Genomic DNA, 26,944 nt, shown 5'->3' with positions numbered 1-26,944 from the left:
TTATAGCCGAAGCTACCTGCTCATCCTGTGGTCTTTCTGTGGCCGTGGCTACGCCGGCGCCGGCGTAGCCGCCACGGCCTCCGGCGGGCGCACGTGGTGGTAAATCAGGCGCATGCCGGTGGGCAGCACAAACAGCAGCATGGGCAACGCCACCACGAAGCCGCCAATCACGGCCACGGCCAGCGGCTGCTGCATCTGGGCGCCCAGCCCGATGCCCAGCGCCAGCGGCGACAAGGCCAGAATGGCCCCGATGGCCGTCATCAGCTTGGGCCGGATGCGCAGCGCAATGGCGTAGCGAATGGCCGTGTCCACATCGCCCGTCTCGCGCAGCGACTCATAGAACTGGTGCACCGTGAAAATGGCGTTCTCCGCGATGATGCCCACAATCATGATAATGCCGGTGTAGCTGCTCACGTTCAGCGGAATACCGGCGAAAAATAGCCCTAGCACGCAGCCCGTAATGCCCATCACCGAGATAAAAATGACCAGCAGCGACACCAGCCACTCGCGGAACAAAAACAGCAGCACCGCGAACACCAACAAGCTGGCCGTGAGCAGAATAAGCTCCAGCTCGCGGAACGACGACTGCTGCTCGGCATACGCGCCGCCGTACTGCACGGTGTAGCCGGGGGGTAGGGCCACCTGCCGGCCCACCTGCTGCCGAATGGCCTGCACCGCCGAGCCCAGGTCGCGCCCATCGAGGCGGGCCGTGAGCACGGCCACCGACTTGAGGTCCTCGCGGCGCAGCTCCACATCGCCGGGCTCCACGTCGATGGTGGCGAAGAACGTGAGCGGCCGGGGCGTGCCATTGGGCAGAAAAATGACCTGCTTTTCGAGCTGGGCCAGGGTGTTCTGGCTGAAATCGACGAAGCGCAGCCGTACCTGGCGCATCTGCTCGCCGTCCTGAATTTGCCCCACCTGAATGCCGCCCAGCGAGCCCGCCTGCGCCGGCGAAATACTGGCCTGCGTGGTGCCGTTGCCCAACAGCTGCCCGCCCACCAGGTTGCTGAGCTGGGCCTGAAAATCGAGCGGCGTGAGGCCGTAGAGCGCCAGCTTGGCAAAGTCGGGCCGAAACACGATGCTCGGACCCGAAGGCACCAGGCCGTCGTTAATGTCGGCCACGCCGGGCACTTTCTCCAGCACCTTGCCGGTTTGCTGCGAGAGCTTTTCGAGGGTGGCCTGGTTGTCGCCAAAAATCTTGATTTCGATGGGCTTCGAGCTGCTCATCAAGTCGCCCAGCAGGTCGGCGATGCGCTGGCCAAAGTCCACCGTCAAGGCCGGTTGGGTGGCCTCGATGCGCTGGCGCAACTGGTTGATAACCTCGGGGGTGGAGAGCTTGTGGTCGCGCCGCAGCTGGATGAGGTAGTCGCCGTACTCGGGCGGGCGCGTGTCGAAGGCCAGGCCGATGCCGGTGCGCCGCGAGTAGCTCTGCACCTCAGGGTTTTTGGTGATAATCTCGCGCTCAATCTGGCGCAGAATGCGGTCCATCTCGGCCTGCGAGGTACCGGGCGGGCCGTGGTAGTCGAGCACAATGGTACCCTCGTCGAGGTCGGGTAGGAAGCCCGTTTCGAGGCGGCCCGAGGCCAGGTAGGCGCCTACCCCCAGCCCCAGCAGCAGCACCAGCGCCAGCAGCGGCCGGGCAAACAGGTTGGTGAGCCAGCTGAGCTTGTCGGCCTGCTCCTGAGCCACGTTGTGCGAGTGGGCGTTTTTGCCCGGCCGGTAGCCGATAACCAGGTGCAGCACCGGCAGCAGCAGCCACGTCACCAGAAACGAGCAAACCATCGTAATCTGCATCGTATCAGATAGTTCTTTGAAGAAGCTACCCGCCAGCCCGCTCATCAGCCGGAAGGGAAAGTGGATGACGATGGTGCTCAGCGACGACGCTACCATGGCCGGAAACAGCCCCGCGATGGCCAGCCGCACCACCTTGGTATTGCTATGCTCGGGGTTTTCCTCGTGCTGCCGGTATATCTGCTCAATGATGACGATGGCGTCGTCGATAATCAACCCCACCGAGGCCGCAATGGCGCCCAACGACATGATATCCAACGTAATACCAAACAAATAAAGCACCAGCAGCGTGAAGCAGACCGTGACCGGAATGGTCAGCAGCACCGCCAGGCTGGCCCGCCACGAGCGCAGAAACACTATCATCACCAGAATGGCCAGCGCCAGCCCTTCCACGATGCTATGTATCACGCTGTCAATACTATCGCCCACGAATACCGACTGGTCGTAGTAGGGCTTCAGGGTCATGCCGGGGGGTAGGAGGCGGCGCAGCTCGGCGGCCTTGGCGTGGGCGTCGTGGGCGAAGGTGGTGAGGTCTACCCCCTGCTGCTTCACCAGGTCGATGAGCACCGCGGCGTGGCCGTTGGCGTTGATGAGCACGAACTCCTGCTGCTCCTGAATGTCCACCGTGGCCACGTCCTGCACCCGCACCACGCGGCCCGAATCGGCGCGGATAACCACGCGGCGCAGGTCATCGGCCGAGCCCAGGCGGGTGTCGGCCAGCGTGAGGTAGAGGCGCCGGAAGCTGGCCAGGTTGCCCGCCGACTGCACAAAGTTGGTGTTGGCAAACGCCGCCTGCAGCTGGGCCGACGTGACGCGCTGCCCCGCCAGCCGGGCCGGGTCCGGAATGACCACAAACTCCTTGGCCTTGCCGCCGCGCACTATCACGTTGGAAGCGCCCGGCACCTGCGAAAACAGCGGCCGGGCCAGCAGATTGGCCGCGTCGCGCAGGGCAATGGGCGAGCGCGAATTGCTCTCCAGCGAGTAGCCCAGCACCGGAAACAGCGACTGGTTCATGGCCTCGGTGGCGATGGTGACGCCCGCCGGCAGCAGCCCCTTTATCTCGTTCACGCGGCTTTCGAGCTGGGCCTTGGTGCTGTACACGTCCACGTTCCAGTTCAGGAATACCTGCACCACGCACGAGCCCCGGCTGGTGCTGCTCTTCACCACCGTCACGCCCTTCACGCGCTTCACGGCGGCCTCCAGGGGCTTGGTCACGGTTATCATCATGCGGTCGATGGGCTGCTGCCCGGCATCGGCGATGAGCGTGATTTTGGGAAACGTAACTTCCGGAAACAAAGCCGTTTGCATCCGCGAATACGCAAACAGCCCCACCGCCAGCAGCAGCAGCCCGATGAGCAGAATCGGCTTGCGGTAGGTCTGGAAATACGTGGCGTCGGCCGGGTCGCGGGGGGTAGGCGCGGCGGCCCTGGGCGGCGCGGAGGGGGGTAGGGTCGTGGGCTCGCTCATCGGGTCAGCTTCACGCGGGCGGTGTCGGCCAGGCCGTAGTTGCCCGCGCTCAGGATGCGGTCGTTGGGGCTGAAAATGGGGCTTTTGATTTCCGTTTCGCCGGGCTGCTGCACGCCCAGCGTCACGGGCACCTTCACGGCCGTCGAGTCATTGACCAGCTTCATCACCCAAAAATGATGCAGCGTCTCATCGGCCAGCACGCAGGGGGTAGGGAGCGTCTGGGCCTGGGGCCGCCGGGCCTGGGTGAGGCGCACCTGCACAATCAAATTCTCCGGAATGACGCCCGGCGGGTTGTTGGGCCGCACCAGGTACACCTCCGACTGGCCGGGGCTCACGCTGGCCAGCGGGGCCTGCACCGTGCCCGTGAGGCGGGTGCTGTCGGGCAGCACGATGGTGCAGGTGGGGTTGCCTTGGGCCAGGGCGTGGTACTCGTAGGGCAAATTGAGCTGAAACACCAGCCGGCTGCTCTCGGCCACCGTGCACAGCGCCGTGCCTTCCAGCAGGTAATCGCCCGACTGCTGCACGTTGAGCACGCTGATGATGCCGGGCGAGGGCGCCGCCACCGACACCAGCCCGAAGCCCTTGAGGCTGGGGTCGATGCGCTGAATGGAGCTGCCCAGCGCCCGGCGCTCCTTGGTTTCGAGCGTGAAGAGCACCTGCCCGGCCGTGACGCGGTCGCCGAGGCGCACCTTCACGCCCGTGACGTAGCCGGCCACCGGGGCCGTTACGGTGCTCTTGCGGGGGTAGGTCGAGGTGGCCGGAAAGGTGCGGTACTGAGTCAGGTTTTGGGTGCTGACAGTCACGGCCTGCACCTGGGCGCGGGCCGGCGGGCCGGCCACGTCTTCCTCATCGGCGGGCGCGCCGCCGCGGCAGGCTGTGAGGAGCAAGGCTGGCAAGCAGCACAGTAGGCGAAAGAAAAGTCGAGAGCGCATAAGTAAAGACAAGCTGACAAAAGCATCCAATCCGTTCGTCATGCTGAGCTTGTCGAAGCATCTCTACCACGCCGTTAGATTAGTAACCCGAACGATGCGGTAGAGATGCTTCGACAAGCTCAGCATGACGAACTGTATTATGACTCAACGGGGTTGAGTAAGCCTACCACGTCCAGTAATTGTAGGCATTAATAAGTAGCAGGCGGTTGTTTTCCAGTAGCACCAGGTCGCGGGCGGCCACGGCGTAGTTCTTGAGCACCTGCACGTAGAACACCACCGATAGCTGCCCGGCAATGGTTTCGCGCTTGTACGAGTCGAGCACCTGGCGGTAGCTGGCAATCTGCTCGCGGGCCAGGCGCTGGCGCTCGGTCAGCTGGCGCAGCTCGTAGAGTAGGCGCTGCTGGCGCACGGGGTTGACGGTGGCAAAGTTGCGCTGGTAGGCGCGGGTAGTTTCGAGCAGCACGTGGGTACGGTTGCGGCTGGTTTGGCGCTGGTGGCCGTCGAAGAGATACACGCTGAAGCTCAGCCCCGCGCTCACCCCAAAGCGCTGCGGAATATCGGCCAGCGAAATAGCTTCCAGGCCGCCGTTGGCAAAGGCATTCACCAGCGGCTGGTAGCGCGTCTCAAACACCCGCTGGTTGGCCGTCAGCACCAAGCTATCGAGGCGGTAGCGCTGCGTAAAACCCGAGAGGCCCACCGGTGGCCCCTGGCGGCGCAGCGCCAGGTCGGGGGCCGCCAGGGGCACCTCCGCCGTATCGCCAATGCCGCACAATACGTTCAAATCCAGCAGGTCGCGGTGGTAGGCCGTGCGGTAGGTATTGAGAAAAACCTGTTGGGTTTCAACCTCAATATTGAGCAGCAGGTAGTCCGACTGCTTGAGCAGGCTGGCTTCCACGAGCTTCTGCACCAGCAGCCGCTGCCGGCCCAGAATATCGAGCAGCTCGCGCACGTAGGCCAGCTGGTCAAGGTCCTGCCGGCAGAGAATGTACTGGTCGCCTACCAGCTTCTCCAGGTCGTGCAGCGAGAGCCGGGCCAGGTTTTGCTGGCTCAGGCCCAGGCCTTGGGCCTGCTGGGCATAGGCCTCGAAGCGCTTCTGGTTGAAGAGCGGCTGCGTGAGCTGGGCATAGCCCTGGTAGAGCGAGCCGTTGCTCAGGGCCACGTCGTAGCCCACGTAGTTGGTGGTCGAGGCATCGGCTCCGTAGCTGAGGCGGGTGCGGCCGTTGTCGCGGTTAAGCACCGGCACGGCCGTGTAGTTGCCCACCAGCGTGCCGGCGGCTTTGGTATAAAAGGCGCGCAGCCGCTCGGTTTCGAGCTGCACGGCCTGGCCCTGGTTGCGAATATCGTGGGTTAGGGGGCTGTTGTCGCGGGCCTGGGTCAGGTAAAAGGCCAGGTCGCGCGCCGGGGGGGTAGGCGCCGCCGGCTGGGCCAGCGCCGTGCGCCACAGGCCCGCGCCCAGCAGATAAAGTACTAGTAGCGTGTGCATAAACACGAATATCAACAGAGTAGCTAGCGCTTAATAAAGCGGCAAGCTAGGCGCCAATTTGGGGGACTTTCTGAAGCGGGGCTCGTCTGGTTAAGCTACTGCGGCACTATCCTCTGCGCATCCACCCTGAATTCGCCCTAGCTGATACTTCGGAGCTTAAACCAAAAACGCCCTTCAGGAGCATCCTGAAGGGCGTTCTAGTGGGCAATATCGGAATCGAACCGATGACCTCTACCATGTCAAGGTAGCGCTCTAACCAGCTGAGCTAATTCCCCGGCGTGGCGCGCCGAAGCGGGCGCGCCGGGCGCAAAAGTACGCCGGCCGGCCGATTGGTGGGCATGGCCGCGCCACAGAATCGGCGGGGCAGCCTGGTGGGGACTCCCTACCCCCTCGCTGGCAGCCGAAGGCCGCGCAACCCTGAGCGGGGCGCGGCTGTCGTTAGGATGTGCCGGCCGGCCGCGTGTAGTGTCTCCCAACTTCCTCCCTCCCACCTACATCCCCGCTTTATGCGTTCGTTTAACAAGCTCAACACCTGGGTAGGGTGGGCCGTGTTCGGCGTGGCCCTGGCTACCTACCTGCTTACCCTGGAGCCCACCGCCTCGTTCTGGGATTGCGGCGAATTCATTGCCTGCTCCTACAAGCTGCTGGTGCCGCACCCGCCGGGCGCGCCCACGTTTTTGCTGCTGGGGCGGCTGGTGTCGCTGCTCAGCTTCGGGCACGCGCCGGCGGTGCCGGTGCTCATCAATGCGCTCTCGGGGCTGAGCAGCGCCTTCACGGTGCTGTTTCTGTTCTGGATAATTACCCGGCTCGGGCGCAAGCTGCTGGCCGGCGCGCCTACCCCCTCTGAAACGGCCGAACCCGCCGAGCCTACCGCCGGCCAAACCTGGCTGCTGCTGGGCGCGGGCGCGGTGGGCGCACTCAGCTTCGCGTTCTCCGACTCATTTTGGTTTAATGCCGTGGAGGGTGAAGTGTACGCCATGTCGAGCCTGTGCACGGCGGCCGTGGTGTGGCTGATGCTGAAATGGGAGGCCCGCGCCGACCAGGCCGACTCCGATAAGTGGCTCATCCTCATTGCCTACGTCATCGGCCTCAGCATCGGGGTGCACTTGCTGAATTTGCTGGCCCTGCCGGCCCTGGCGCTGGTGTACTACTACCGCTGGGCGGCGCGACCCACGGCGCTGGGCGGCGCGGGCACGCTGGTAGTCAGCATGGTACTCGTGGGGTCGGTGCTGGTGGGTATTATTCCGGGCCTACCCACGCTGGCGGGCGGCTTCGAGGTGTTCTTTATCAATGCATTGGGCTTGCCGTTTAATGCGGGGGTAGTGATTTTTCTGGGGGTGTTTTTGAGCTTGATTTACGCGGGCTTCCGGCTCTCGTACCGCCGCCGCAGCCAGCTGCTGAACACGGCCATGCTGTGCTTCACCTTCATCCTGATTGGCTACACGAGCTATTTGATTGTGCCGATTCGGGCCTCGTTTCACCCCACTATCAACGAGAATAATCCGTCGGATGTGCTGAGCTTCGTGAGCTACCTCAAGCGCGAACAGTACGGCTCGCGGCCGCTGCTGTTTGGCCCGCAGCTCAATGCCCAGCCCGACCACTACGAGGAAGGCGCCCCGCGCTACCGGCGCGAAGCCGGCCGCTACATGGAGGCCCTACCCCGCGCCCAGGAGCCCGGCTACGCCGAGGCCGACAAGATGCTGCTGCCGCGCATCTACAGCACGCTGCCCGGCCACTTGCAGGAGTACCAGAACTGGCTGCCCGACCTGCAGGCGGGCCAAAAGCCCACGATGGGCCAGAATATCAGCTTCTTGCTGCACTACCAGGTGGGGCACATGTTCTGGCGCTACTTCGGCTGGAACTACGTGGGGCGCGAATCCGATATTCAGCAGGCGGGCGTGGTCACGCCGTTTAGCCCGGCCAAAAGCACCCTACCCCCCCGCTTTGGCCAGAGCTTCGCGCACAATAATTTCTTCGCTATTCCACTGATTCTGGGGCTGATTGGGCTGTTTTTTCAGGCGTACCGGCGCCAGCACGATGCGCTGGTGGTGGGGCTGCTGTTCGTGTTCACGGGCCTGGCTATTGTGGTGTACCTCAACCAGCCGCCCGTGGAGCCGCGCGAGCGCGACTACACCTTCACGGGGGCCACGTTTGCGTTTGCCATCTGGATTGGGCTGGGCGTGCTGGGGCTGGCGCAGGGGCTGCGTAGCTTTTTGCAAAACAGCCAGTTGCGCACGGCCGTGGCGGTGCTGCTGGGGCTGGCCTCGCCGGCTATTCTCATTGCCCAGGGCTGGGACGACCACGACCGCTCGGGCCGCTACGCCTCGGTAGATGCGGCTAAGAACCTGCTCAATAGCTGCGCCCAAAACGCCATTCTGTTCACCAACGGCGACAACGACACGTTTCCGCTCTGGTACGCGCAGGAGGTGGAAGGCATTCGTACCGACGTGCGCGTGGCGGTGCTGCCGTATTTGAACACCGACTGGTACATCCAGCAGATGAAGCGCGCGGCGTACCAGTCGCCGCCGGTGCCCATCTCGATGGGCGATACCTCCTACGCGTTGGGCACCAACGACATGCTGCCCTTCATGCCTAATCCCTCGGTGGATAGCCTCGACGTGAAGCAGTTTATCGGCCTCGTGGGCCAAGACAGCCCGCTGCTGAAATACACCGACGGCACGTTTTCGACTTCTACTTTCCCTACCCCCAAGTTTTTCCTGAAAGTGGACACGGCCACCGTCAAGCGGCTGGGTATCATCCCGAAAGACCGGCAGAACCAGCTGGTGAGCGAGCTGCACTGGAGCATGGGCAAGGGCGCTATGGAGAAGAAGCATTTGGCCATTCTGGACATTATCAGCACCAATAACTGGCGACGGCCCATCTACTTCAGTTCCACGGTGTCGCCGGCCGACTACCTGGGGTTGGAGCCGTATTTCCAGCTCGAAGGGCTGGCCTACCGGCTGCTGCCGCTGCGCGACCCCGGCTACGCGCGCAACGGCGACGAGGGTTACGTCGAGCCCGAGCTCAACTACCAGAAGCTGCTGCACACCTTCGCCTACCGCGGCCTCCAGAACAAAAAGATTTATTACGACGAAAACAGCCTGCGCTACCCGGCTTACTACCGCGATAAGTTCGTGCGCCTGGCCAACTCCTACCTGGCCGCCGGCAACCCGGCCAAGGCCAGCGAAGTCGCCACTTTTTGCCTGCAAGTGATGCCGATGGACACGGTGCCCTACGACACGTATTCGCCGCTGCTGGCGCCCGCGCTGGTGGCCGGCGGCCAGCGCGCCCGCGCCAACGAGCTGCTGGACACCACTTTCCAGAATGCCACGCAGTCGCTTTCCTACCTCACCACCCGGCCCGACGCCGGCCTGTTCAGCTTCTACCAGCGCCTCGACCTGATTCAGATTCAGAACGTGTACCGGGCCGCCGCCCAAACCGGCGATACCGTGCGCGCCGGGCGGGCCATGGCCGTGCTGGAGCCCTACCTGCGCGAGCGGCGCTAGCTTTGCGGGGGCCCGCCTACCCCCCCGGCGCGGCCCCCACTTCCGGCCTTTTGCTTATGCCCCAGCTGCTTATTGACGACCTGACCGTGGAGGTGGTGCGCAAGCCGGTGCGCCAGCTGCGGCTCACGGTGCGGGCGCCGCTGGGCCAACTGCGCGTCACGGCCCCGATGCGCACCACGGAGGCCGCCATTCGGGAAGTGGTATTGAGCAAGCAGGCCTGGATTCGGAAGCACCAGGCGGCTTTTCGGGCCCGGCCGGCCGCGCCGGTGTTGCGCTACGAGTCGGGCGAAACGCACTACTACCAAGGCCAGCCGCTACGCCTACTTGTGCACGAGCAGGCCGGCGCCCGCGCCCAGGTGCAGCTTCTGGCCGACGAGCTGCACCTGCACGTGCCCGCCGGCGCTACCCCCGCGCAGCGGGCCCAGGTGCTGGCCCGCTGGCGCCGCACCCACCTGCAAGCCCACGTGGCCGAGCTGCTGGCCAAATGGGAGCCGGTAGTGGGCGCGCAGGTGGCCGACTGGGGCATCAAGCAGATGAAGACGCGCTGGGGCACGTGCAGCATCCGGGCCCGCCGCATCTGGCTCAACCTGGAGCTGAGCCAGTGGCCGGTATCCTGCCTCGAATACGTGGTGGTGCACGAGCTCACGCACCTGCACGAGCGCCTGCACAACGCCCGCTTCTGGCACTTGCTGGGCCAGGCCATGCCAGACTGGCAAGAACCTCATTTAGCGCTGAAAAAGGGTCAGCTGGGCGGGTAAAGCTAACTCAATGGTCAACTTAGAGTACGTGCACCGGTCCGACGGCGGAGCCGTCCGACCGGTTGATGGGTGCGCCTCATGGCCAGTCGTGCAGCTTTCGCTCCCGCGTCAACCGGTCGGACGGCTTCGCCGTCGGACCGGTGCAGGTATCCCGGCTTGAAAACCGCTGCCACAGCCCTATAACAAAGGGGTAGGGCTGTTACTTTGTAGCCATGCTAGTTCTTTCGACGCTGCCGGCCGCGCCGGCCTGGCTGGCCACCTACCAGCACCACGAGCTGGCCCTGGGCCGGGGCCTGGGCGTGCTTGGGGTCTGGGCGCTGCTTAACCTGGTGGTCAGCGGCTACGAGCTGCCGCGCACCGACCGCCGCGAGTGGCTGCACCATTTTCACCTCATGAACTGCGCCTGGGGGTTTATCAATGCCGTGCTGGCGGCGGTGGGCATCTTGCGCACGCACCCCGGCCGACCGATGCCCGGCTTTTCGCCCGCCGATGCGCTGGCCGATATGCACCTCACGGGCCAGATTTTTCTACTTAACGCCGGCCTCGACGTGGGCTACCTGCTCGTGGCGCTGTGGCTGCTGGCCCGCGCCGCCGCCCCCGATACCAACCGCCCCGAGCGCCTCTATGGCTTCGGCCGCTCGGTGCAGCTGCAGGGCGCGTTTTTGCTGGTGTTTGATACCACTATGTGGTGGTTTTTAAGGTAATAGGCCGCTTGTCATTGCGAGCGCAACGAAGTGAAGCGCGGCAATCTTTCCTTGCTGTTAGGGTTGCTACCCCGACGATTAGGAAAGATTGCCGCGCTTCACTTCGTTGCGCTCGCAATGACAAAAATGCGAATCTACTTGGCGGTGCCGAGCAGCTTCTCTTCAATTTTCTTGTTGAAGGCGTCTAGGTCTTCCGGCTTGCGGCTGGTGACGAAGTTGCCATCGACCACTACTTCCGAATCCTGCCACTCGGCACCGGCGTTGCGCAGGTCGGTTTTCACGCTGGGCCAACTGGTCATGTGCTTGCCACGCACCACATCGGCCTCGATGAGCGTCCAGGAGCCGTGGCAGATGGCGGCCACCAGCTTGCCCGAGTTCGCAAAATCGCGCACGAAATTCACGGCTGTGGGCTCGATGCGCAGCTTGTCGGGGTTAATCTGCCCGCCGGGCAATACCAGGGCATCGTAGTCGGCTACGCTTACTTCCGACAGGGTTTTGTCAACGTCGGTTTTATCGCCCCAATCAGTTTGGTCCCAGCCTTTGATGGAACCCGATTTGAGGGAAACCACGTCGACCGTGGCGCCTTCGTTTTTAAGAAATTTCTGGGGCTCGGTGAGCTCTACCTGCTCGAAACCGTCGGTGGCCAGAATGGCAATGCGCTTGCCTTTGAGTTTATCGCTGCTGAAAAGGGACATGGGAAATTGTGGAAAAGGGAAGGGGCGGCGGAAGGGCCGCCGGATGTACCTTTTCTACGACCCAAGCTAGGCCGGGGTTGCTACGGCAGCGCTTACCTAGTCGGCCGCGCCGGCGGTGCGGCGGGCCTTTTTCAGCTCCTGGCGCACGGTTTTCACGCGCTGGTCGAAGCCATCGGGCTCGTAGTCCACGCTGGGCTCGTCGAGTTCGTCGAGCAGGTCCATGAGGGCGTCGGCGTGGTCGGTGCGGGTGCCGGCGGGCAGCTGCACAAAGGCCATCTCGGCCCACAGCAGCGCCAGCAGCCGCTGCCCATCGTGCGAGCGCATCTGCATCTCCACCACCAGGTTAGAGTTGTCGAAATGAATGATTTGGGTACGAATAAGCACCAGCACGCCCTGCCGCGCCGGCTTGAGGTAGCTGAGCTGGTGCTTGGTGATGACCCAGGCCGCGCGCTGCTCGCGGGCCAGTTCGCCCATGTTGAGGGCGTAGTGCTCGGCCACCTGGTCCTCGCGGGCATTGAGGAAGTAGTCGAGGTAGCGGGCGTTGTTGAGGTGGCCCAGCATGTCGCAGTCCTGGAAGTGAATGCGGTGCGGGGTTTCGGGGGTGCGCAGGGGGGTAGGCATGGCACAAAGGTAAAAGTGTAGGATAAGCTTCAGCTTGTCCGGGAGGGGATAGGGAGGGCTGACTCAGGCGGCGCGGGGTGGGACAAGCTAAAGCTTATCCTACCCAAACTACTCGGCACGCCTACTACTTTGACAAACGCTGCTTATCTTTTCGGGCTCAATTCCTGCTCGTTAGCTCGCCCCATGTTTGCCCTCACGCCCGCCCGCGCCGCTACCCTCCGTACCCTAGCCGACACATTTATTCCGGCCAGCGCCGGCCCGGTGGCCCTACCCCCCGGCTCGGCGCTGATTGACCTGGATAAGCTGGCCGCTGCCATCCAGGCCCAGCCGCTGGGCGCGCAGACCGAGTTTGGGCAATTGCTTGACTTATTGGCCAAACCGCTGGCTGGCCTCACGTGGTGGGGACCGCTCAAACCCTTTGAGGCCCTCACGCCGGCCCAGCGCGAACGCCTGCTGCAGAGCTGGGCGGGCTCGCGGCTGGCGCCATTGCGCAAGGGGTTTCACGCGCTGCGCAAGCTGTGCACGTTTTTATACTACGGTGATGCGCCGGCCAGCGGGCCCAACCCGGCCTGGGCGGCGCTGGGCTACCCCGGCCCTACCCCCCCGCCCGACGGCAACCCGCCCGGCGCCACCGAGCGCCCGCTCACGCCCCTGGCGCCGCTGGCCGATACCACCTATACCTGTGACGTACTGGTGATTGGCTCGGGCGCAGGCGGCGGCGTGGTGGCCGGCGAGCTGGCCCAGGCCGGCCACGACATGCTGGTGCTGGAGGCCGGCCCCTACCTGCACGGCGCCGACTTTACCCAGCGCGAAGCCGACATGATGGGCCGCCTCTACGACGCGCGCGGCGCCCTCAGCACCCGCGACGGCAGCATCGGCATTCTGGCCGGTGCCTGCCTGGGCGGCGGCACCACCGTGAACTGGGCCGGCGCGTTTCGCACCCCCGACTACGTGCTGGAGGAATGGGCCCGCGAGCACGACGCGCCGCAGTTCATCAGCCCCGAATTTACAAAAAGCCTCGACGCCGTGGCCCTGACCCTGGGCGTGAACACCGCCTACCCCCGCCACAACGGCCAGAACCAGGCCCTGCGCGATGGCTCGGCCCGCCTGGGCCAGGAAACGCACCTCATCCCGCGCAATGAGCGGGGGCTAACCGACTCCGACCTGCACTTCCAGGGCCTCGGCTACTCCTCGCTCGGCGATGCCCACGGCATCAAGCAGGGCACCCTGAATACCTACCTGCGCACGGCCGCCGCCCACGGCGCGCGCCTGCTGCCCGATACGCGGGTCGAGCGCATCACCATTGTGGGCGGCCGGGCCACCGGGGCCGAGGCCGTGCACACCACCGCCGAGGGCCGCCAGGTGCGCATACTCGTACGCACCGAGCGGGTGGTGGTGGCGGGCGGGGCCATCCAGACGCCGACGCTGCTGCTGCGCTCGGGGCTGCGGCACCCACACCTGGGCCGGCACCTGCACCTGCATCCCACCGTGCCGGTGGCCGCGCACTACCCCTGGCCCATGCACTCGTGGCACGGCCCTAGCATGAGCGTGGTAAACGACACGTTTACCCGGCTCGGGGGCACCAACTTCGGCGCCAAGCTCGAAACGCCGCCCACCCACCCCGGCCTCATGGCCATGGTGCTGCCCTGGCGCTCGGGCGCGCAGCACCGCGAGCTGCTGCAGGCCGCCGACCACCTGGGCTCGTTTATCGTGCTCACCCGCGACCGCGATGGGGGTAGGGTGCGCGTGGACAAGCAGGGCGCACCACTCATTGATTATCAGTTATCTAAATTCGACAAGCAGAGCCTGCTCACCGGCATTCGGGCGGCCGTTGATATTCACGTGGCGGCCGGGGCGCACACCGTGTACCTGCCCCATGGCACGCTGCCCGTGCTGCGCGCCCACGAGGGGGTAGTGCAAAACCCCGAACTGCTGGCCGCCCTGCCGCGCCTGCCCTGGCAGCCCAACCGCTACGGCCTCTACAGCGCCCACCAAATGAGCACCTGCCGCCTCGGGGGCCAGGCCCGCACCCACCCGCTGCGCCCCAGCGGCGAAACCGTGGAGGTGCAGGGCCTCTACGTGGCCGACGGCTCGGCCTTTCCGGCGTGCAGCGGCGTCAACCCCATGCTCACCATTATGGCCCTGGCGCACTATACGGCGCAGGGCCTGAAGTAGGGGGTAGGGCGCCCCGGCGCCAGCCACTCAACCAAGTAGTGCCTGAGTATCTGGCACTAACGCTCCGGAGCTACTAAAAACCGGGTAAAATGACAAATCTAAAGTTAAAAAATTAAGCCTTATTGTACAATTATTAATTTTTATAAGAGTAAGCCAGTAAGCTAATTAACGCGATTCTTTCCACGTATATTTGCTAATTATCTGCCTGTGTTATTCTTTTCTATGTCCGTTATCTGTACTAATTCCACAGCTTCTTCTAGCGCATTACCTCATGATGAACAAGACTGGCGGGCGCACGCCGAGGCGCAGCTAACGGAGCTGCGGCAGGCCCTGGCGCAGGCACAGGCGCAGGTCGAGTTTCAGAGCAACCGCTTCCTGGCGCTGCTCGACCGCCTGCCCGGCGGCAGCAAAAACGGCGCCGGGCCGGCACGCGTCCGCGAGCTGGCCGCCGGCTCGCAGGAACTGCTGCTGACCCAGCTGCTGGCCCAAAACCCCAACCCGGTGCTACGCCTCGCAACCACTGGCGAGCTGCGCTATGCCAACCGGGCGGCCCAGGACTTGGGACCGGTGCTGCCCCTGGCCATGCAGCCCAATGGCTACCTGCTGCCGCTGGTGCGCACGGCCCTACGCCGCGGCACCACGCTGCAACAGGAGATATTTTTGGCCGATAACTGGTACTCGCTGCACGTGGTGCCGGTGCCCGGCGACACCTGCGCCACCCTCTATTTCACCGATAGCAATGCCCTGCACGGGGCCGAGCAGCAGCTGGCCGAGCAGCGCGAGTTTTACGAAACCATTCTCAACGAGCTGGCGGTGGAGGTGGCCGTGTTTGACCCCGAGCACCGCTTCTGCTTCGTGAATACGCTGGCCATTCCGCACGCAGGCATGCGCGAGTGGGTCATTGGCAAGACCAACGCCGCCCACTGTGCCCATCGCCAGCTGCCTACCGCGGTGGCCGAGGAGCGCCAGCGCCACTTCGACCAGGCCAGCCAGCAGCAGACGGCCGTGCAGTGGGAGGAAAGCATCGCCGATGGTCAGCAGCGCTGGCAGCGGGTGTTTCGGCCGGTGTATGGGCCCGATGGTGCGCTGCGCCTGATGGTGGGCACGGGCCACAACATCACGAAGCGCCACTACGCCGAGCAAAAGCTGGCCGAGCAGCAAGACTTCTACGAGTTTGTGCTCAACCAGATGCCCTGCGAAATTGCCATTTTTGATGCACAGTTCCGCTACCTGTTTGTAAATGAGCGAAGTGTCACAGACCCGGAGACGCGCAAGTGGGTAATCGGCAAGAATAACTTCGAGTACTTTGCCCATACTAAGCGGCCCCGTACGATGGCCGAGGAGCGCCACGCCCGCTTCGAGCAGGCCGTGCGCGAGCGCCAGCTCATCATGCATGAGGAAAGCTTTTCGCGCCCCGATGGGACGCGCCACCTGCTGCGCTGCCTCCATCCGGTGTTTCACCCCGATGGCTCGCTCTACCTCATCGTGGGCTACGGGCTCGATATTACGGAGCGGGTGCGGGCCGAGCAAACCCTTACCCACGCCAAGGTGGCGGCCGAAGAGTCGGCGCGGGTAAAGGAAGCGTTTCTGGCCAATATGAGCCACGAGATTCGCACGCCCATGAACGCCATTCTGGGCATGAGCCAGCTGCTGGCCAAAACGCCGCTCTCGTCGGACCAGTTTGGCTACCAGCAGGCCATTGCCACGTCGGCCGAAAACCTGCTCGTCATCATCAACGACGTGCTCGACCTTTCGAAGCTCGAAGCCGGCAAGCTGACGCTCGAAATTATTGGCTTTGCGCCCACGCACCTGCTGGCCCAGGTAGAGCAGACGCTGCGCTTTAAGGCAGCCGAGAAGGGGCTGGGGCTCATCACGGTGCTCAGCCCGCAGGTGCCGCCCGTACTGCTCGGCGACCCCTACCGCCTGCGGCAAGTGCTCCTCAACCTGGCCGATAACTCGCTGAAATTTACCAGCAAAGGCCTCGTCACGGTAGAGTGCGCGCTGCTGGCCGACGCGCTCAATGTGCCGGCGGGCATGGCCGCCATCGAGTTTCGGGTCACGGATACGGGCATCGGCATCGACCCCGAATACCTGGATACGATGTTCAACGAGTTTACCCAGGCCGACTCGTCGGTGACGCGCAAGTTTGGCGGCACGGGCCTGGGCCTGAGCATTTGCCGCGACCTGGTGCGGCTCATGGGCAGCGAGATTAAGGTGACCAGCCAGAAGAACAAGGGCACTACCACCCGCTTTGTGCTGCACCTGCCCGTGGGCGAGCCCCAGGCCGTGGTGAAGCGCAAGCTGCCCGTGCTCACCGACGCGCACCGGCAGCTGCTGCGCGGCATCCACGTGCTGCTGGTGGAGGACAATTTGTTTAACCGCCAGATTGCCAAGTCGTTCCTCACCCAGGCCGAGGTGCAGGTGACCGAGGCCGAGCACGGCGCCCAGGCCGTGGAGCTGGCCCAACGCCAGCGCTTCGACCTCATTTTGATGGACGTGCAGATGCCCGTAATGGATGGCTACGCCGCCACGGCGGTGCTGCGCCAGCAGCTGGCCCTCAAAACGCCCATTATCGCCCTCACGGCCAATGCCATCAACGGCGAGCGCGAAAAATGCCTGCTGGCTGGCATGAACGGCTTCCTGGCCAAGCCCTTCCAGGAAATACAGCTGTTGCAGCTGCTGGCCGACTGGGTGCTCCCCCCCACCGGTACTCCCGCGCTGGTGGTGGTGGATAATGCCCCGGAACTAGCCGACATGGCCCTACCCCCCCTGAGCCTCTACAGCATCGACGACCTGCTGAAAGCCGGGCAGGGCGACGCCGAGTTTGTGGTGTCGATGCTGCACACGTTCGTGGAAAGCTGCGAAGAAGCCCTGCTCGACCTGCGCCGCGGCCTCGACGAAGCCAACCTGGAGCTGCTCAAAACCACCGTTCATACCCTCAAGCCGAGCTTGCAGCACCTCAACGCCTGGCAGGTGCTACCCCCCGTCGAGAAGCTCAATAAGTGGGACGAGCACTTTGTGCTGGCCCCGCTGCTGGACCTTGTTGACCAGGTAGCGCAGCTGCTGGAAGAAGTGCTGGCCCAGATTGCGCTGGACTTGCAGCAGGAGCGCGTGATGAGCCGGGTGCTGACCACGTAGCCGGTGCGCATTGGCGCCGACCTAGTATCTTGTCCATTTCCAGAGCGTGGGAAACCAGGCCCTGGAAATGGCTTTTTACGGCCGGCAAGTGCGTTAGCCGCGTGCTGCTTGCGCCGAAACAGAGAACCTGACGGGTAAAATACTGGCCTCGCCGGCCATTTACGAAATAATTCGTATATACTACGAATTATTTCGTAAATGGCCGGCGAGGCTTTTCCCAGCACGTGCTGGAGCTGCGCTTCACAACTATTAGGCTCGCACATAGCCAGGGTGAAAGGCTTTTACCAAGGCCCTTTTTAGGCCGGTATTTATACCCAACCGTGGTTTTCTCCGTACCCCTACCGCCTAGACACTTCCCTTCGCTCTTCCTGCGGATTATGACTCCCACTCGACTCGCTCTTTCGGCGCTGGCCCTGAGCCTGACCGCTTCCAGCTGTTCCATCTTTCACCGCCACCGCGATGCAGCGCCCGCCCCGCCGGTAGTTGAAACCGTGCGCACGCCCGACTCGCCTACCCCCCCCACCGCCGCCCGCGACCTGGCCGATGCCATGACCACCGTGCTGCACCTTACCCCCGAGCAAACGGCCAAGGCGCGCCAGGTTCTCACCTCAACCGTGACGCAGGTTAACGCCGCGCGCCAGCAGTATCCAGCCGCCTCGCCCCAACTCAATGCTGCTCTCACGCGCATCAACACCGCCTCCGACAAGGAGCTGCGCCAAGTGCTTGGCCCTGCCGCTTACCGCGGAATGCAGGTGAAGCAGGCCCAGATTCAGGCCGAGATGCGGAAATAGCAGCGAAGCCGCTCGTTTTCAGAGCAAGAGGTTACCATCAAAAGCTGTTTGAGTTAGTGAAAGTCGTGTGTTATTGCCTCACGCTGCGCGCAAAAACAAGCGACTTTTTACTTGCTAAAGCGGCAATATATACTGAAAATAAGAGCTTTACACAAAAAAAGCGGGCTGTCGTGATGACAGCCCGCTTCTTATTTAGCGCTGGGTAGCGCTATTCTTTTGCGCTTTCCTTAGTAAGCGGCGTCGGCCTTGGCCAACTTCTTCTTACTCGGAATTTGCTCTACCTCGACCTCCGTATTACGCACGGTATCGTGGATAACTTTCTCGTGCTCAGTTACTTTCTTACCAAGCGATACTTCTTCTACTACGTGGGCTTCCTTGGCTACTACGGCCCGCTCGGCGCGCTCCGTTATTTCAATTTCGCCTTCCTTGAAAGCCTTAAAGTCAGCTTCCGTAGCGGGGCGATTGACGGGATTGCGCTGCACGGTCACGTGTTCCTCCCGCAGACGCACGCTGGCTTCTACCGGCTTCTCCACGATGCGTGAACGCAGACGCACGCCGCCGGTTTGCTCCGTGCGCTTGCCTACCTGCAGCTTTTCTTCGATAACCTGCGCCTTCTGCATCGCATCGCCCGACTGATTGTTCGGGGCGTGGTTGCTGGCGTTGGCGTTAGGCTGCTTGTCGGCGTTAGCGTTCATGCCGCCATCTACGTCTACGGCGCCGGCCTCATCGAGAATACGGGCGGCGCGCTGGCTCTGGTCGGCCGAATCGACGTGGACGGTGACTACCGACGAGCCACGCTTAGCAGCCGCCAGATAGTTACGGGCGTCGTCGTTGTCCTCGCCCCCAAACAGGGAGCTGAAGAAGCCGCCGATACTATCGTCGCTGGTGCGGCCCATGCCTTGGTTGGCGGCCTCGCGGTGCGCCACGTCTACAAAGTCTAGCTTGAAGCCCGCTTGTTCTAGGTTCTGTACGGCTTGCTGGGCTTCGTTGGCAGTATTAAATATGCTAATTACGGTTTGATTATTCATGGGAATAGGATTAAGAGTTAAAAAATAAAATTAGTTGTAGCAGGTTTCTGGTCAGTATGCTAGCTTGCGCTAACGGACCACCTTACGGGCCCGGCCACCGCTGAAAACAGCGAAAAAGCCAGGCGGTAAGGCGAGTCTACCGACCAAGGAACCTTACTAGATAAGTCAGTTGGTACTGCCCGTGGGCAGGGGGGGTAGGCGCTCAACGGTGAGTTCTTCGTGCCGCAGGGGCAGCGACTCCGTGTGCTGGGTGGTGACCTGGCGCTTGGTTACGCGCAGCTCTTCCACGAGCAGCAGGCGGGTTTCTACCACCGCCACCTCACGCACCACTGGGATAATCATCGTTTCGCCTTCGTAGCGAATGCCGGGGGCGGTAGCCCCAGCCGGCAGGGTTTGGTTGAGCGAAATGCGCTCCACCTCTACCTCCTCGTGCTGCAGAGGGACGTTAATCTCCTCGTTCGTTTCGTGCACCTGACGAGTAATGCGTACTCGCCCGGTTTCAGTTACTTCACGTTCGATGGCCGCCTGCTCCTCCACAACGGGCAACACTACTGGGCTATTAGCCAAGATGGCCGATAAGCGCTCAGTAGTGTTGTCAGGCGTAGATAATGGGCGGGAATCATCGTTCATATATACATTTTTACGCAGAACAAAGCAACAAGGTTACATTATCCCTAAGCTTACCCAACTACAAGACGCTTAACTTACTTTTAATGAATAAGTTAGGTCAAACTATTTTTTTAGTTATGAAAGGCTGCCTCGCTGTTCCCCGACCATTATTTCCCCAAAACCAACGGTAAAAGCCGGAAGCACGAATCCTGATACCGGCGCAGCCCAGGCGCTGCTGCTCCCCGGCTTCCCGCTGTCAAAGCTCTGGAAGCAAGCTGGGCTGGGCTTGGGAAGTGCGGCGCTGCGTTTTTGTTAGCAACTACCGGGCGGCAGTGGGTCGGGGGCAGGCTGTGCGCGCAACGGGGCCACGTCGGTATCCTCGTACAGCGCGCGCAGGGGTAATGTCAAGCCTAGGTCGAGGATTTGCAGCACGCTGGTGGGCTCGTGCAGCAGGGTATAAATCCACTGCCCTGCTTCGTCGCGCCGAAACCACTCGACCACCCAGGCTGACTGCGACACGAGCAGATAGTGGCGCAGGCTTGGTATTTTCTGGTAATTGGCGAATTTTCCGGTGCGGTCGCACTCGGCCGTGGAGGGCGACAGGATTTCGGCAATCAGGACCGGATGGCGCACCAGATAGTCGTCGTGGCGGTCGGTAGGGTCGCAGGTCACCAGCACGTCAGGGTACACGTAATGGATGTTTTCCTTCATTACGAGCCGAACATCCTCCACGAAAGTCTGGCAGCCTTTACCCCGCAAGGCAGTGCGCAGGCTTACGGCCAGATTTTGGGCCAACAGATTGTGTGCTTTGCTAGCCCCCGCCATCGCAAACACTTCACCCTCAAAGTACTCGTGGCGTACTTCGCTGGCCGCTTCCAGCTCAAAATACTCTTCCGGCGTGTAGTGCCGCGTGGCTATTTCTGCTGGTCCTATATGCTTGTTTTTACCCAAAGATACCCTTATAAATACTTCAGCAGCAGGCCCAGCAGGCGGCGCACCCGACCGGTGTAGGGGGGGTAGAAGGGCTTGATGCCGGTGAGTCCCACACGCTGCTTCAGTACGGCTTTTTCGTTGCTGAAAGCCAGAAAACCCGCGTGGCCGTGGGCCTTGCCCAGGCCGCTGTTGCCGACGCCGCCAAAGGGCAAGTCGGGATGCGCGAGCTGGATAATCGTCTCGTTCACGGCCGCGCCGCCGGCCGCGATGCTATCGAGCAAGTAGCGGCAGTTGGCCGGGCTGGTGGTGAACACATACTGGGCCAGCGGCTTGGGGCGGGCGTTGACGTAGGCGGCCGTTTCGGGCAGGTGCTCGAAGGTGAGCACGGGCAGCAGCGGGCCGAATATTTCCTCTTCGAGGATGGTGGCGCCGGCGGGCACGTCGGTGAGGATGGTGGGCTCGATGTAGCACTGGCGCTCGTCGTAGCTGCCGCCCTGGGCCACGATGGCGCCGCGCGTCTGGGCGTCTTCGAGCAGGGCGGCCAGGCGGGCGAAGTGGTGGGCATTGACGATGCGGGCGAAGGACTTGGAGGCTTTAATCGCCTCATTATCGGGCCCGTAGTACCGGCCTACAGCCTGGCTCATCTCGGCCAGCAGCTCATCGTGTACGCTGGCTTGCACCAGCAGGTAGTCGGGCGCCACGCAGGTTTGGCCTGCGTTCAGGAATTTACCCCACACGATTTTTTCGGCCGCGTCGCGCAGGTTAGCGGTTTCGTCCACGATGGCCGGGCTCTTGCCGCCCAGCTCCAGCGTGATGCCGCTGAGGTGTTCGGCGGCGGCGCGCATCACGATTTTGCCAATCTGGGGCGAGCCGGTGAAGAAAATATGGTCCCAGGGCAGGCGCAGCAGCTCGCTGGCCACCTCCCTACCCCCCTCCAGCACCAGCACCTCGTCGGGCCGAAACAGCGCTTCGGCCATCCGGCGCAGCAGGGCCGAGGTGGCGGGCGTTTGCTCGGCGGGCTTGATAACCACCGCGTTGCCGGCCGCCAGGGCCGAAGCCAGCGGGTCGAGGGCCAGGTAAAACGGGTAGTTCCAGGGCGCAATGATGAGCACTACCCCCTTGGGCTCGACCTGCACCCAGCCTTTGGTGCCCAGCAGGGCCAGGGGCGTGCCCACCGAGCGCGGAGCCAGCCACTTTTTCAACTCCCGGCTGCTGTGCTTTACTTCGGTGAGCGAGGGCCAGATTTCGGTGAGGTCGGTTTCCTCGGGTGGCTTCTTAAAATCCTGAAAAAGTGCTTGCTGAATGGCCTGGCGGTTGGCCATAATCCAGTCGGCCAGCTGGCCCAGGCGGCGGCGGCGGGCAGCGACGTCTTCGGCGCGCAGCGCCGGGGCATTGGCCCGCAGGGCGGCAAACTCGGCGGCGAAGCAGTTGGCAGCGGGCGGCGCGGCGGTAGCGGGCGGCGCGGCCGGCTGAGCAGTAAAAGCAGACATGGACAACGGGTGGAATAGGAGCCAGCGCCGGCGAAAAGTCGGCCGTAGGTAGTTGAGGTGCTGAAAGATACAGCCCAGCCTCTTACCCTCAATCACTCGCCCCTACCCCCACCAAAAAGGCCCGCCTCCGGAGGGAAGCGGGCCGTGAGCACTGGAAGCCGGCGGGGGCTAGAACAGGCCTTTTTTCACGGTGCGGTGGCCGTTTTCGTCAATCTTAACCTTAGTGCCGTCGGCGCGCTTGATTTTCAGCGAGCCGTCGTCGCTGCGCTTGATTTTAGCGCCGTTGTTGTACTTCACTTTGCCCTCATCCTCGCTGTTCTCCAGCTTCTTCACGCCCGAGCCCTGGCCCACGCGGGCGCCCAGGCTAGGCTTGGTTTCGGTGGCTTTGGCCACGGCCCGGGTAGTGGCCGAGTACGGGCCGGCGTAGTAGTTGCCGGCGTTGCTGGTGTAGGTGGTGTATTCGGCGGCGGGCACGATGGTTTTTACCGTGGTGCTGGTCTGGTCATTCACGGCCTTCACGGCAGCGTAGCGACCGGTGGTGTCGGCCGTGTAGCGGGTATCGATGTCGCGCAAGGCGCGGCCGCGGGTGTAGTAAACCTGCTGCAAGCGGCTTTGGAAGGCCGCGTCGGTATTGTGCAGGTCGGCGGCTACGCGAGTAGTCAGTTCATCGGCCGCGTTGCGGTAGGCCAGCGTATCAACGGCCGTTACCCGCGTAGTGTCGGTGCCGGCCGGCAGGGTGGTCGTGGTGGTTTCAGTGGTTTTGGCATCCTGCGAGCAGGAAGCAAACGTGAAAGCGGCGGCCGAAGCCAGCAGGATGAATTTGGTAGTCATGAGTTTAAGAAGCCTAAGGAGGGGTTTTACCCGCGAATGCAACCTCTTACGCACGGGCCGAAAGCGATGTTGCCAGCCCTTTAATAAAAGACTGGCAACAAGAATGTTAGCAAAACCAGCTTACGCGTTTACCACCGAGCCGCCGTTGGGGTGCAGCGTTTGGCCCGAGAAGTACGAAGCGTCTTCCGAAGCCAGAAACACGTAGGACGGCGCTACTTCGGAAGGCTGGCCGGCGCGGCCCATCGGCGTGTCATGGCCGAAAAGCGGCAGCTTGAGCAGCCCTACCCCCGTGATAAAGGGCGTCCAGATGGGACCCGGCGCCACCGAGTTGACCCGGATTCCTTTCTTGATGAGCTGCAACGACAGCGCCCGCGTGAAAGCCGTGATAGCGCCTTTGGTGGAGGTGTAGTCGAGCAGCAACTCGTTGCCCTTGAAGCCGTTGACCGAGGCCGTATTGATAATGGAATCGCCTTCCTTCAGGTGCTTCACGGCCGCCCGCGAAATGCGGAACATGGCAATGATGTTGAGGTTGAAGATGCTATCGAGCTCTTCGTCCTTGATTTCTTCAAGCGAGTCGTGCCAGTTCTGCTCGGCCGCGTTGTTGACGAGGATGTTGAGCCCGCCCAGCTCGGCCACCGTGCGGTCCACTATTTCCTGGCAGAAAGCGGGGTTTTTCAGGTCGCCGGGCAGCAGCAGGCAGCGGCGGCCGTGGCCCCGAACTATCTCCTGCACCTTTTCGGCGTCCTGCTGCTCGGTGGGAAAGTAGCAGATGGCCACATCGGCGCCCTCCACAGCAAAATGCACGGCCACGGCGCGCCCGATGCCCGAGTCGCCGCCCGTGATAAGGGCCACTTTCCCCTTCAGCTTGTCGGCCCCCTTGTAGCCTTCGCGAATAAATTCGGGCTCAGGGGTCATCTTGTATTCGAGGCCGGGCTTGCCGGCGCCCGCGTCCTGTGATTGAGGCGGGAAAATAGTGGGTTTATCAGCCATTACTTTGCTAATTTGGTTGGGTTTGTGGAGAAGGAGTTGTCTTAACGGCCGACGGCAGGCGGAGTTACCCAGGTGCTTCATTTTCGGGCAAAAAGCCGGTTCTTTGCGGCTCGCCTACCCCCCTTACTCGTGTCCGAACTGCCTGCTCCTACCCCCCCGCCGCACCGCCACTTCGCGTTGCACAAGCCCTGGGGCTACCTCAGCCAGTTTACCAGCGAGTTTGCCAAAGAGGTGAAAAAGAAGCATTTCTTAGGCGAGCTGGGCGATTTTCCGGCCGGCACCATGGCCATTGGCCGGCTCGATGAAGACAGCGAGGGCCTGCTGCTGCTCACCACCGACGGCCGGGTGAGCGAGCAGGTGCGCGGCCGCCACGTAGAAAAAGAATACTACGCCCAGGTCGATGGCCAGCTCACGCCCGCGGCGCTGGCGCAGCTGCAAAGCGGCGTCGATATTAGCATTCACGGCGTGGCTTACCGCACGCTGCCCTGCCAGGCGCGCCTGCTGGCCGAGGCGCCCGCCCTACCCCCCCGCGGCCGGCGCATCCGCGACGACCGCCACGGCCCCACCAGCTGGGTAGCCCTAACCGTAACGGAAGGCAAGTACCGGCAGGTGCGCAAGATGACAGCCGCCGTGGGCTTTCCGACCCTGCGGCTGGTGCGCGTGCGGGTGGGTGAGGTGCTGCTCGCAGGCCTGCCCGCCGGGGCCAGCCGCGAGGTTACTAGCTTTTTTGAAAAATAAGGAGTAAATTCGGGACTTATTCCGGTGCGAGGTGGTTATAACTTAGTCAGTTGCCACCCGGTGGGAGTTTCCCAGCGCAGCGCAACCGAATAGCTAACCCTTCCCTATGGCCAGAGCGCAAGAAAGTTTCAGTAAGAAAGAGAACGAAAAGAAGCGGCAGAAAAAGCAGCAGGAAAAGGCCGAGCGCCGCGAAGAGCGCCAGGCCAACAAGAAGGATTCGAGCCTGGAAGAAATGCTCGCCTACGTGGACGAGAACGGCAACATCACTTCGACGCCGCCCGACCCGACGCGTAAGAAGAAGGAAATCAACGCCGAAGACATCGTTTTGGGTGTGCCCAAGCAGGAAGACCGCGAGCCTGAGGAGGTGACGCGCACCGGCACGGTCACATTCTTCAACTCGTCGAAAGGCTACGGCTTCATCAAGGACGCCGGCAGCCAGGAGAGCATCTTCGTGCACGTAAACGCCCTGGGCGGCCTCACGCTGCTCGAAGGCAACAAGGTAACGTTTGAGATAGAGCCGGGCATGAAAGGCCCGACGGCTGTGCGCGTGAAGATGAGCGCCTAGCGCTTCTTCACCAGGCAAGCAAAAGCGGCGGCAGCTCCTGGGAGCTGCCGCCGCTTTCGGTTTTGAGTAGGGGGTAGACGGGGCCAGAGCGCCAACCGGCTATTCCTCTAGCGCAGTCAGGTTGTCCTCGGCCAGGGCCGCATCGTTGAGGTAGGTGGTGTCGGGGTTGGCAGCCGCGGGCACTTTGGGCTGGCCTAGCTTTTTCACCAGGTAGCGCACGCCCAGGGCACCCAGCGTGGCGCCAGCCAGCACTTTTTGGGTAGTGCTGAGCTTGCCCAGGCTCCCCTTGCTTATTTTCTTAAGCGACTTGGCTGCACCCTTGAGGGCGCCTTTCTTCTTGTCGGCTTTCTTGTTCTTCTTCTTCATGCTACGGGGGGTAAGAAATGCGGGTGAAAGAATTCTCCTTCAGTATTCGTAGCTCAGCCCGGAAGGTTGTGACTACGAGCTACTTTGAATGGGCTGCGGTAGCGGCTTACTCAGAATCGGGCGAGCTGCTTTTCTTGCGTTTGCGCGGTTTGGTGGCCTCCAGCTCGGGCGCGTCGCCAGGGGTAGGGGCCTCGGCTTGCTGCTGGGCCAGGTAGGTGAGGCCTACTGCCAGCAGGGCCGCGCCGCCCACCAGCTTCTGGCCGGTGCTGAGCTTGCCGATTTGCTTGGTCACCTTGCGAAACTTCTTCAGCGACAGGTGCGCCACGTCCAGGATATCGGCCGAGGCCTGGTCTTTTTTCGAGTGCTTTTTCTTGTCTTTGCCCATAAGTAGCTGCGGTAAAACGGTTTCCAGCAAAAATTGATAGGGAAAAGCCATGGTAACGGAGCCGCACCAGGAAAGTAGCTTCGGCGCGGCAGGTGGGGGTAGGGTATTCGCAAGCGGCGGCCAGAAGGTTGCCGCGGGCTCGTTTTAGCGCCAGCTCTCCAACTGGCGCGGCTGGTTGCATTGCGGCGTTGGTCCTCCTCAAGCAAGGTAAGCCAGGAGTTTCACCCGCTATATTTAGCCTACCCCTTAGCCCCGCCGTTATGCGTAACGCCTTCCTACTCACCGGACTGCTCGTGACCCTGGCCGGCCCCACCGCCCACAGCCAAAGTCCATCGCCACCGGCCGCGCCGGCCCCGAAGCTAGCGGCCTCGAATGAGCTGTACCACACGGTGGCCCAGCTGGACGCGGCCCTGTTTGCCGCCTTCAACGCCCATGACGTGGATAAGCTCATGTCCTACTTTGCCGATAACCTCGAGTTTTACCACGACAAAGGCGGCTTGTCAAATTTCGCTCAGACCAGGGAAGGGTTTGCGCGCCTCTTTGCCCAAAGTCCCGACATTACCCGCACGCTGGTGCCGGGCAGCCTGGAAGTGTACCCCGTTAAAGGCTACGGGGCCATGCACATCGCCACCCAACGCTTTTGCCACCGCGAAAACGGCCGCGACGACTGCGGCAACTCCAAATTCGTGATGGTCTGGCAGCAGCAGGGCGACACCTGGAAAATCACGCGGGTCGTGAGCTACGACCATTAAGTGGAGATTTGTGGTCCGGACAGAAGGTTTGTAGTTCGGAAACGGTTGGCGAGCGTCCCGAAACGGTTAGTGAGGCTCCGGACGCCAAGGTTTGTGGTCTGGAAGCGTTTGGCGGGCATCTGGAAGCCGCTGGCGATGCCTGGGAAGCGAGGGGCGGCTAGGGTTGGTGGCAGGCAATATGAAAAAAGCGGCTGAA

General features: G+C 62.7%; 22 protein-coding genes and 1 tRNA gene. 9 read left to right on the top strand and 14 right to left on the bottom strand.

The window, feature by feature from the left end; translation table 11 throughout:
* Window positions 1–48: 48 nt before the first annotated feature.
* The 4 genes from E4631_RS07875 to E4631_RS07860 form a co-directional block, all read right to left on the bottom strand.
* The gene (locus tag E4631_RS07875) at window positions 49–3,258 is read right to left on the bottom strand and encodes an efflux RND transporter permease subunit (RefSeq protein ID WP_133659565.1); all 3,210 of its coding nucleotides are present in this window, start codon (window positions 3,256–3,258) and stop codon (window positions 49–51) included.
* On the bottom strand, window positions 3,255–4,190 hold the full coding sequence (locus E4631_RS07870; RefSeq protein ID WP_166648239.1) for an efflux RND transporter periplasmic adaptor subunit: 936 nt from the start codon (window positions 4,188–4,190) through the stop codon (window positions 3,255–3,257). Before E4631_RS07870 ends, E4631_RS07875 begins: the two co-directional genes overlap by 4 nt.
* A 163-nt stretch (window positions 4,191–4,353) precedes the next feature.
* On the bottom strand, window positions 4,354–5,673 hold the full coding sequence (locus E4631_RS07865; protein WP_133659563.1) for a TolC family protein: 1,320 nt from the start codon (window positions 5,671–5,673) through the stop codon (window positions 4,354–4,356).
* 201 nt (window positions 5,674–5,874) lie between these two features.
* Window positions 5,875–5,948, bottom strand: a tRNA-Val gene (locus tag E4631_RS07860).
* A gap of 231 nt (window positions 5,949–6,179) precedes the next feature.
* Here E4631_RS07860 and E4631_RS07855 point away from each other — a divergent pair.
* From E4631_RS07855 to E4631_RS07845, 3 genes are all read left to right on the top strand, one after another.
* Entirely contained in the window at window positions 6,180–9,179 is a 3,000-nt protein-coding gene (locus tag E4631_RS07855) for a DUF2723 domain-containing protein (protein ID WP_133659562.1), read from the top strand.
* Between the two features lie 56 nt (window positions 9,180–9,235).
* Complete coding sequence (locus E4631_RS07850; RefSeq protein WP_133659561.1) at window positions 9,236–9,937, top strand: M48 family metallopeptidase; 702 nt, start codon at window positions 9,236–9,238, stop codon at window positions 9,935–9,937.
* Window positions 9,938–10,149: 212 nt separating this feature from the next.
* A complete protein-coding gene (locus E4631_RS07845) occupies window positions 10,150–10,641 on the top strand; it encodes a hypothetical protein (RefSeq protein ID WP_133659560.1) in 492 nt (163 codons plus the stop codon).
* Between the two features lie 134 nt (window positions 10,642–10,775).
* Here E4631_RS07845 and E4631_RS07840 read toward each other — a convergent pair whose 3' ends face one another.
* Window positions 10,776–11,336, bottom strand: coding sequence for a type 1 glutamine amidotransferase domain-containing protein (locus tag E4631_RS07840; RefSeq protein WP_133659559.1), 561 nt, complete (start codon window positions 11,334–11,336; stop codon window positions 10,776–10,778).
* 96 nt (window positions 11,337–11,432) lie between these two features.
* The gene (locus E4631_RS07835; protein ID WP_133659558.1) at window positions 11,433–11,957 is read right to left on the bottom strand and encodes a thioesterase family protein; all 525 of its coding nucleotides are present in this window, start codon (window positions 11,955–11,957) and stop codon (window positions 11,433–11,435) included.
* A gap of 183 nt (window positions 11,958–12,140) precedes the next feature.
* Between E4631_RS07835 and E4631_RS07830 the strand changes: the two genes are divergently transcribed.
* The 3 genes from E4631_RS07830 to E4631_RS07820 all read left to right on the top strand — a co-directional run bounded on the left by E4631_RS07830 (window position 12,141) and on the right by E4631_RS07820 (window position 18,061).
* A complete protein-coding gene (locus E4631_RS07830; protein ID WP_133659557.1) occupies window positions 12,141–14,132 on the top strand; it encodes an FAD-dependent oxidoreductase in 1,992 nt (663 codons plus the stop codon).
* Window positions 14,133–14,354: 222 nt separating this feature from the next.
* Window positions 14,355–17,270: a response regulator gene (locus E4631_RS07825; protein WP_133659556.1), complete on the top strand. Its 2,916-nt coding sequence runs from the start codon at window positions 14,355–14,357 to the stop codon at window positions 17,268–17,270.
* A gap of 377 nt (window positions 17,271–17,647) precedes the next feature.
* A complete protein-coding gene (locus E4631_RS07820; protein WP_133659555.1) occupies window positions 17,648–18,061 on the top strand; it encodes a hypothetical protein in 414 nt (137 codons plus the stop codon).
* A 227-nt stretch (window positions 18,062–18,288) separates the two neighbouring features.
* On the opposite strand, the gene E4631_RS07815 is transcribed toward E4631_RS07820, so the two are convergent.
* The 6 genes from E4631_RS07815 to E4631_RS07790 form a co-directional block, all read right to left on the bottom strand.
* Entirely contained in the window at window positions 18,289–19,089 is an 801-nt protein-coding gene (locus E4631_RS07815; protein WP_133659554.1) for a YsnF/AvaK domain-containing protein, read from the bottom strand.
* Between the two features lie 165 nt (window positions 19,090–19,254).
* Window positions 19,255–19,719: a YsnF/AvaK domain-containing protein gene (locus E4631_RS07810; RefSeq protein ID WP_133659553.1), complete on the bottom strand. Its 465-nt coding sequence runs from the start codon at window positions 19,717–19,719 to the stop codon at window positions 19,255–19,257.
* 291 nt (window positions 19,720–20,010) lie between these two features.
* Window positions 20,011–20,649 (bottom strand): Uma2 family endonuclease, encoded by a 639-nt coding sequence (locus tag E4631_RS07805; RefSeq protein ID WP_240734754.1) that lies wholly within the window; start codon window positions 20,647–20,649, stop codon window positions 20,011–20,013.
* 8 nt (window positions 20,650–20,657) lie between these two features.
* On the bottom strand, window positions 20,658–22,121 hold the full coding sequence (locus E4631_RS07800) for an aldehyde dehydrogenase family protein (RefSeq protein ID WP_133659552.1): 1,464 nt from the start codon (window positions 22,119–22,121) through the stop codon (window positions 20,658–20,660).
* A gap of 168 nt (window positions 22,122–22,289) precedes the next feature.
* Window positions 22,290–22,952, bottom strand: a complete 663-nt coding sequence (locus E4631_RS07795) for a hypothetical protein (RefSeq protein ID WP_133659551.1) — start codon at window positions 22,950–22,952, stop codon at window positions 22,290–22,292.
* A gap of 120 nt (window positions 22,953–23,072) precedes the next feature.
* The gene (locus E4631_RS07790) at window positions 23,073–23,942 is read right to left on the bottom strand and encodes an SDR family oxidoreductase (RefSeq protein ID WP_133659550.1); all 870 of its coding nucleotides are present in this window, start codon (window positions 23,940–23,942) and stop codon (window positions 23,073–23,075) included.
* Window positions 23,943–24,071: 129 nt separating this feature from the next.
* Here E4631_RS07790 and E4631_RS07785 point away from each other — a divergent pair, with 129 nt between their 5' ends.
* The gene (locus E4631_RS07785; protein WP_240734752.1) at window positions 24,072–24,680 is read left to right on the top strand and encodes a pseudouridine synthase; all 609 of its coding nucleotides are present in this window, start codon (window positions 24,072–24,074) and stop codon (window positions 24,678–24,680) included.
* 106 nt (window positions 24,681–24,786) lie between these two features.
* On the top strand, window positions 24,787–25,245 hold the full coding sequence (locus E4631_RS26915) for a cold-shock protein (RefSeq protein ID WP_133659549.1): 459 nt from the start codon (window positions 24,787–24,789) through the stop codon (window positions 25,243–25,245).
* A gap of 99 nt (window positions 25,246–25,344) precedes the next feature.
* Here E4631_RS26915 and E4631_RS07775 read toward each other — a convergent pair whose 3' ends face one another.
* Window positions 25,345–25,611: a hypothetical protein gene (locus E4631_RS07775; protein WP_133659548.1), complete on the bottom strand. Its 267-nt coding sequence runs from the start codon at window positions 25,609–25,611 to the stop codon at window positions 25,345–25,347.
* Between the two features lie 106 nt (window positions 25,612–25,717).
* On the bottom strand, window positions 25,718–26,047 hold the full coding sequence (locus E4631_RS07770; RefSeq protein ID WP_133659547.1) for a hypothetical protein: 330 nt from the start codon (window positions 26,045–26,047) through the stop codon (window positions 25,718–25,720).
* Window positions 26,048–26,256: 209 nt separating this feature from the next.
* Between E4631_RS07770 and E4631_RS07765 the strand changes: the two genes are divergently transcribed.
* Window positions 26,257–26,748 carry a nuclear transport factor 2 family protein gene (locus E4631_RS07765; protein ID WP_133659546.1) on the top strand — a complete coding sequence of 164 codons (492 nt, stop codon included), beginning with the start codon at window positions 26,257–26,259 and terminating at the stop codon, window positions 26,746–26,748.
* Window positions 26,749–26,944: the final 196 nt, after the last annotated feature.

The organism is Hymenobacter sp. UV11, from assembly GCF_004684095.1.
Lineage (GTDB): Bacteria > Bacteroidota > Bacteroidia > Cytophagales > Hymenobacteraceae > Hymenobacter.
Note: the sequence above shows the minus strand (reverse complement) of the source record. Positions and strands in the feature narration are given on the sequence as shown.

Bases quoted from the DNA above. Each gene is read 5' to 3' on its own strand.
- E4631_RS07875 (WP_133659565.1), bottom strand. From the start codon at position 3,258: ATGAGCGAGCCCACGACCCTACCCCCCTCCGCGCCGCCCAGGGCCGCC.
- E4631_RS07870 (WP_166648239.1), bottom strand. From the start codon at position 4,190: ATGCGCTCTCGACTTTTCTTTCGCCTACTGTGCTGCTTGCCAGCCTTG.
- E4631_RS07865 (WP_133659563.1), bottom strand. From the start codon at position 5,673: ATGCACACGCTACTAGTACTTTATCTGCTGGGCGCGGGCCTGTGGCGC.
- E4631_RS07855 (WP_133659562.1), top strand. From the start codon at position 6,180: ATGCGTTCGTTTAACAAGCTCAACACCTGGGTAGGGTGGGCCGTGTTC.
- E4631_RS07850 (WP_133659561.1), top strand. From the start codon at position 9,236: ATGCCCCAGCTGCTTATTGACGACCTGACCGTGGAGGTGGTGCGCAAG.
- E4631_RS07845 (WP_133659560.1), top strand. From the start codon at position 10,150: ATGCTAGTTCTTTCGACGCTGCCGGCCGCGCCGGCCTGGCTGGCCACC.
- E4631_RS07840 (WP_133659559.1), bottom strand. From the start codon at position 11,336: ATGTCCCTTTTCAGCAGCGATAAACTCAAAGGCAAGCGCATTGCCATT.
- E4631_RS07835 (WP_133659558.1), bottom strand. From the start codon at position 11,957: ATGCCTACCCCCCTGCGCACCCCCGAAACCCCGCACCGCATTCACTTC.
- E4631_RS07830 (WP_133659557.1), top strand. From the start codon at position 12,141: ATGTTTGCCCTCACGCCCGCCCGCGCCGCTACCCTCCGTACCCTAGCC.
- E4631_RS07825 (WP_133659556.1), top strand. From the start codon at position 14,355: ATGTCCGTTATCTGTACTAATTCCACAGCTTCTTCTAGCGCATTACCT.
- E4631_RS07820 (WP_133659555.1), top strand. From the start codon at position 17,648: ATGACTCCCACTCGACTCGCTCTTTCGGCGCTGGCCCTGAGCCTGACC.
- E4631_RS07815 (WP_133659554.1), bottom strand. From the start codon at position 19,089: ATGAATAATCAAACCGTAATTAGCATATTTAATACTGCCAACGAAGCC.
- E4631_RS07810 (WP_133659553.1), bottom strand. From the start codon at position 19,719: ATGAACGATGATTCCCGCCCATTATCTACGCCTGACAACACTACTGAG.
- E4631_RS07800 (WP_133659552.1), bottom strand. From the start codon at position 22,121: ATGTCTGCTTTTACTGCTCAGCCGGCCGCGCCGCCCGCTACCGCCGCG.
- E4631_RS07795 (WP_133659551.1), bottom strand. From the start codon at position 22,952: ATGACTACCAAATTCATCCTGCTGGCTTCGGCCGCCGCTTTCACGTTT.
- E4631_RS07790 (WP_133659550.1), bottom strand. From the start codon at position 23,942: ATGGCTGATAAACCCACTATTTTCCCGCCTCAATCACAGGACGCGGGC.
- E4631_RS26915 (WP_133659549.1), top strand. From the start codon at position 24,787: ATGGCCAGAGCGCAAGAAAGTTTCAGTAAGAAAGAGAACGAAAAGAAG.
- E4631_RS07775 (WP_133659548.1), bottom strand. From the start codon at position 25,611: ATGAAGAAGAAGAACAAGAAAGCCGACAAGAAGAAAGGCGCCCTCAAG.
- E4631_RS07770 (WP_133659547.1), bottom strand. From the start codon at position 26,047: ATGGCTTTTCCCTATCAATTTTTGCTGGAAACCGTTTTACCGCAGCTA.
- E4631_RS07765 (WP_133659546.1), top strand. From the start codon at position 26,257: ATGCGTAACGCCTTCCTACTCACCGGACTGCTCGTGACCCTGGCCGGC.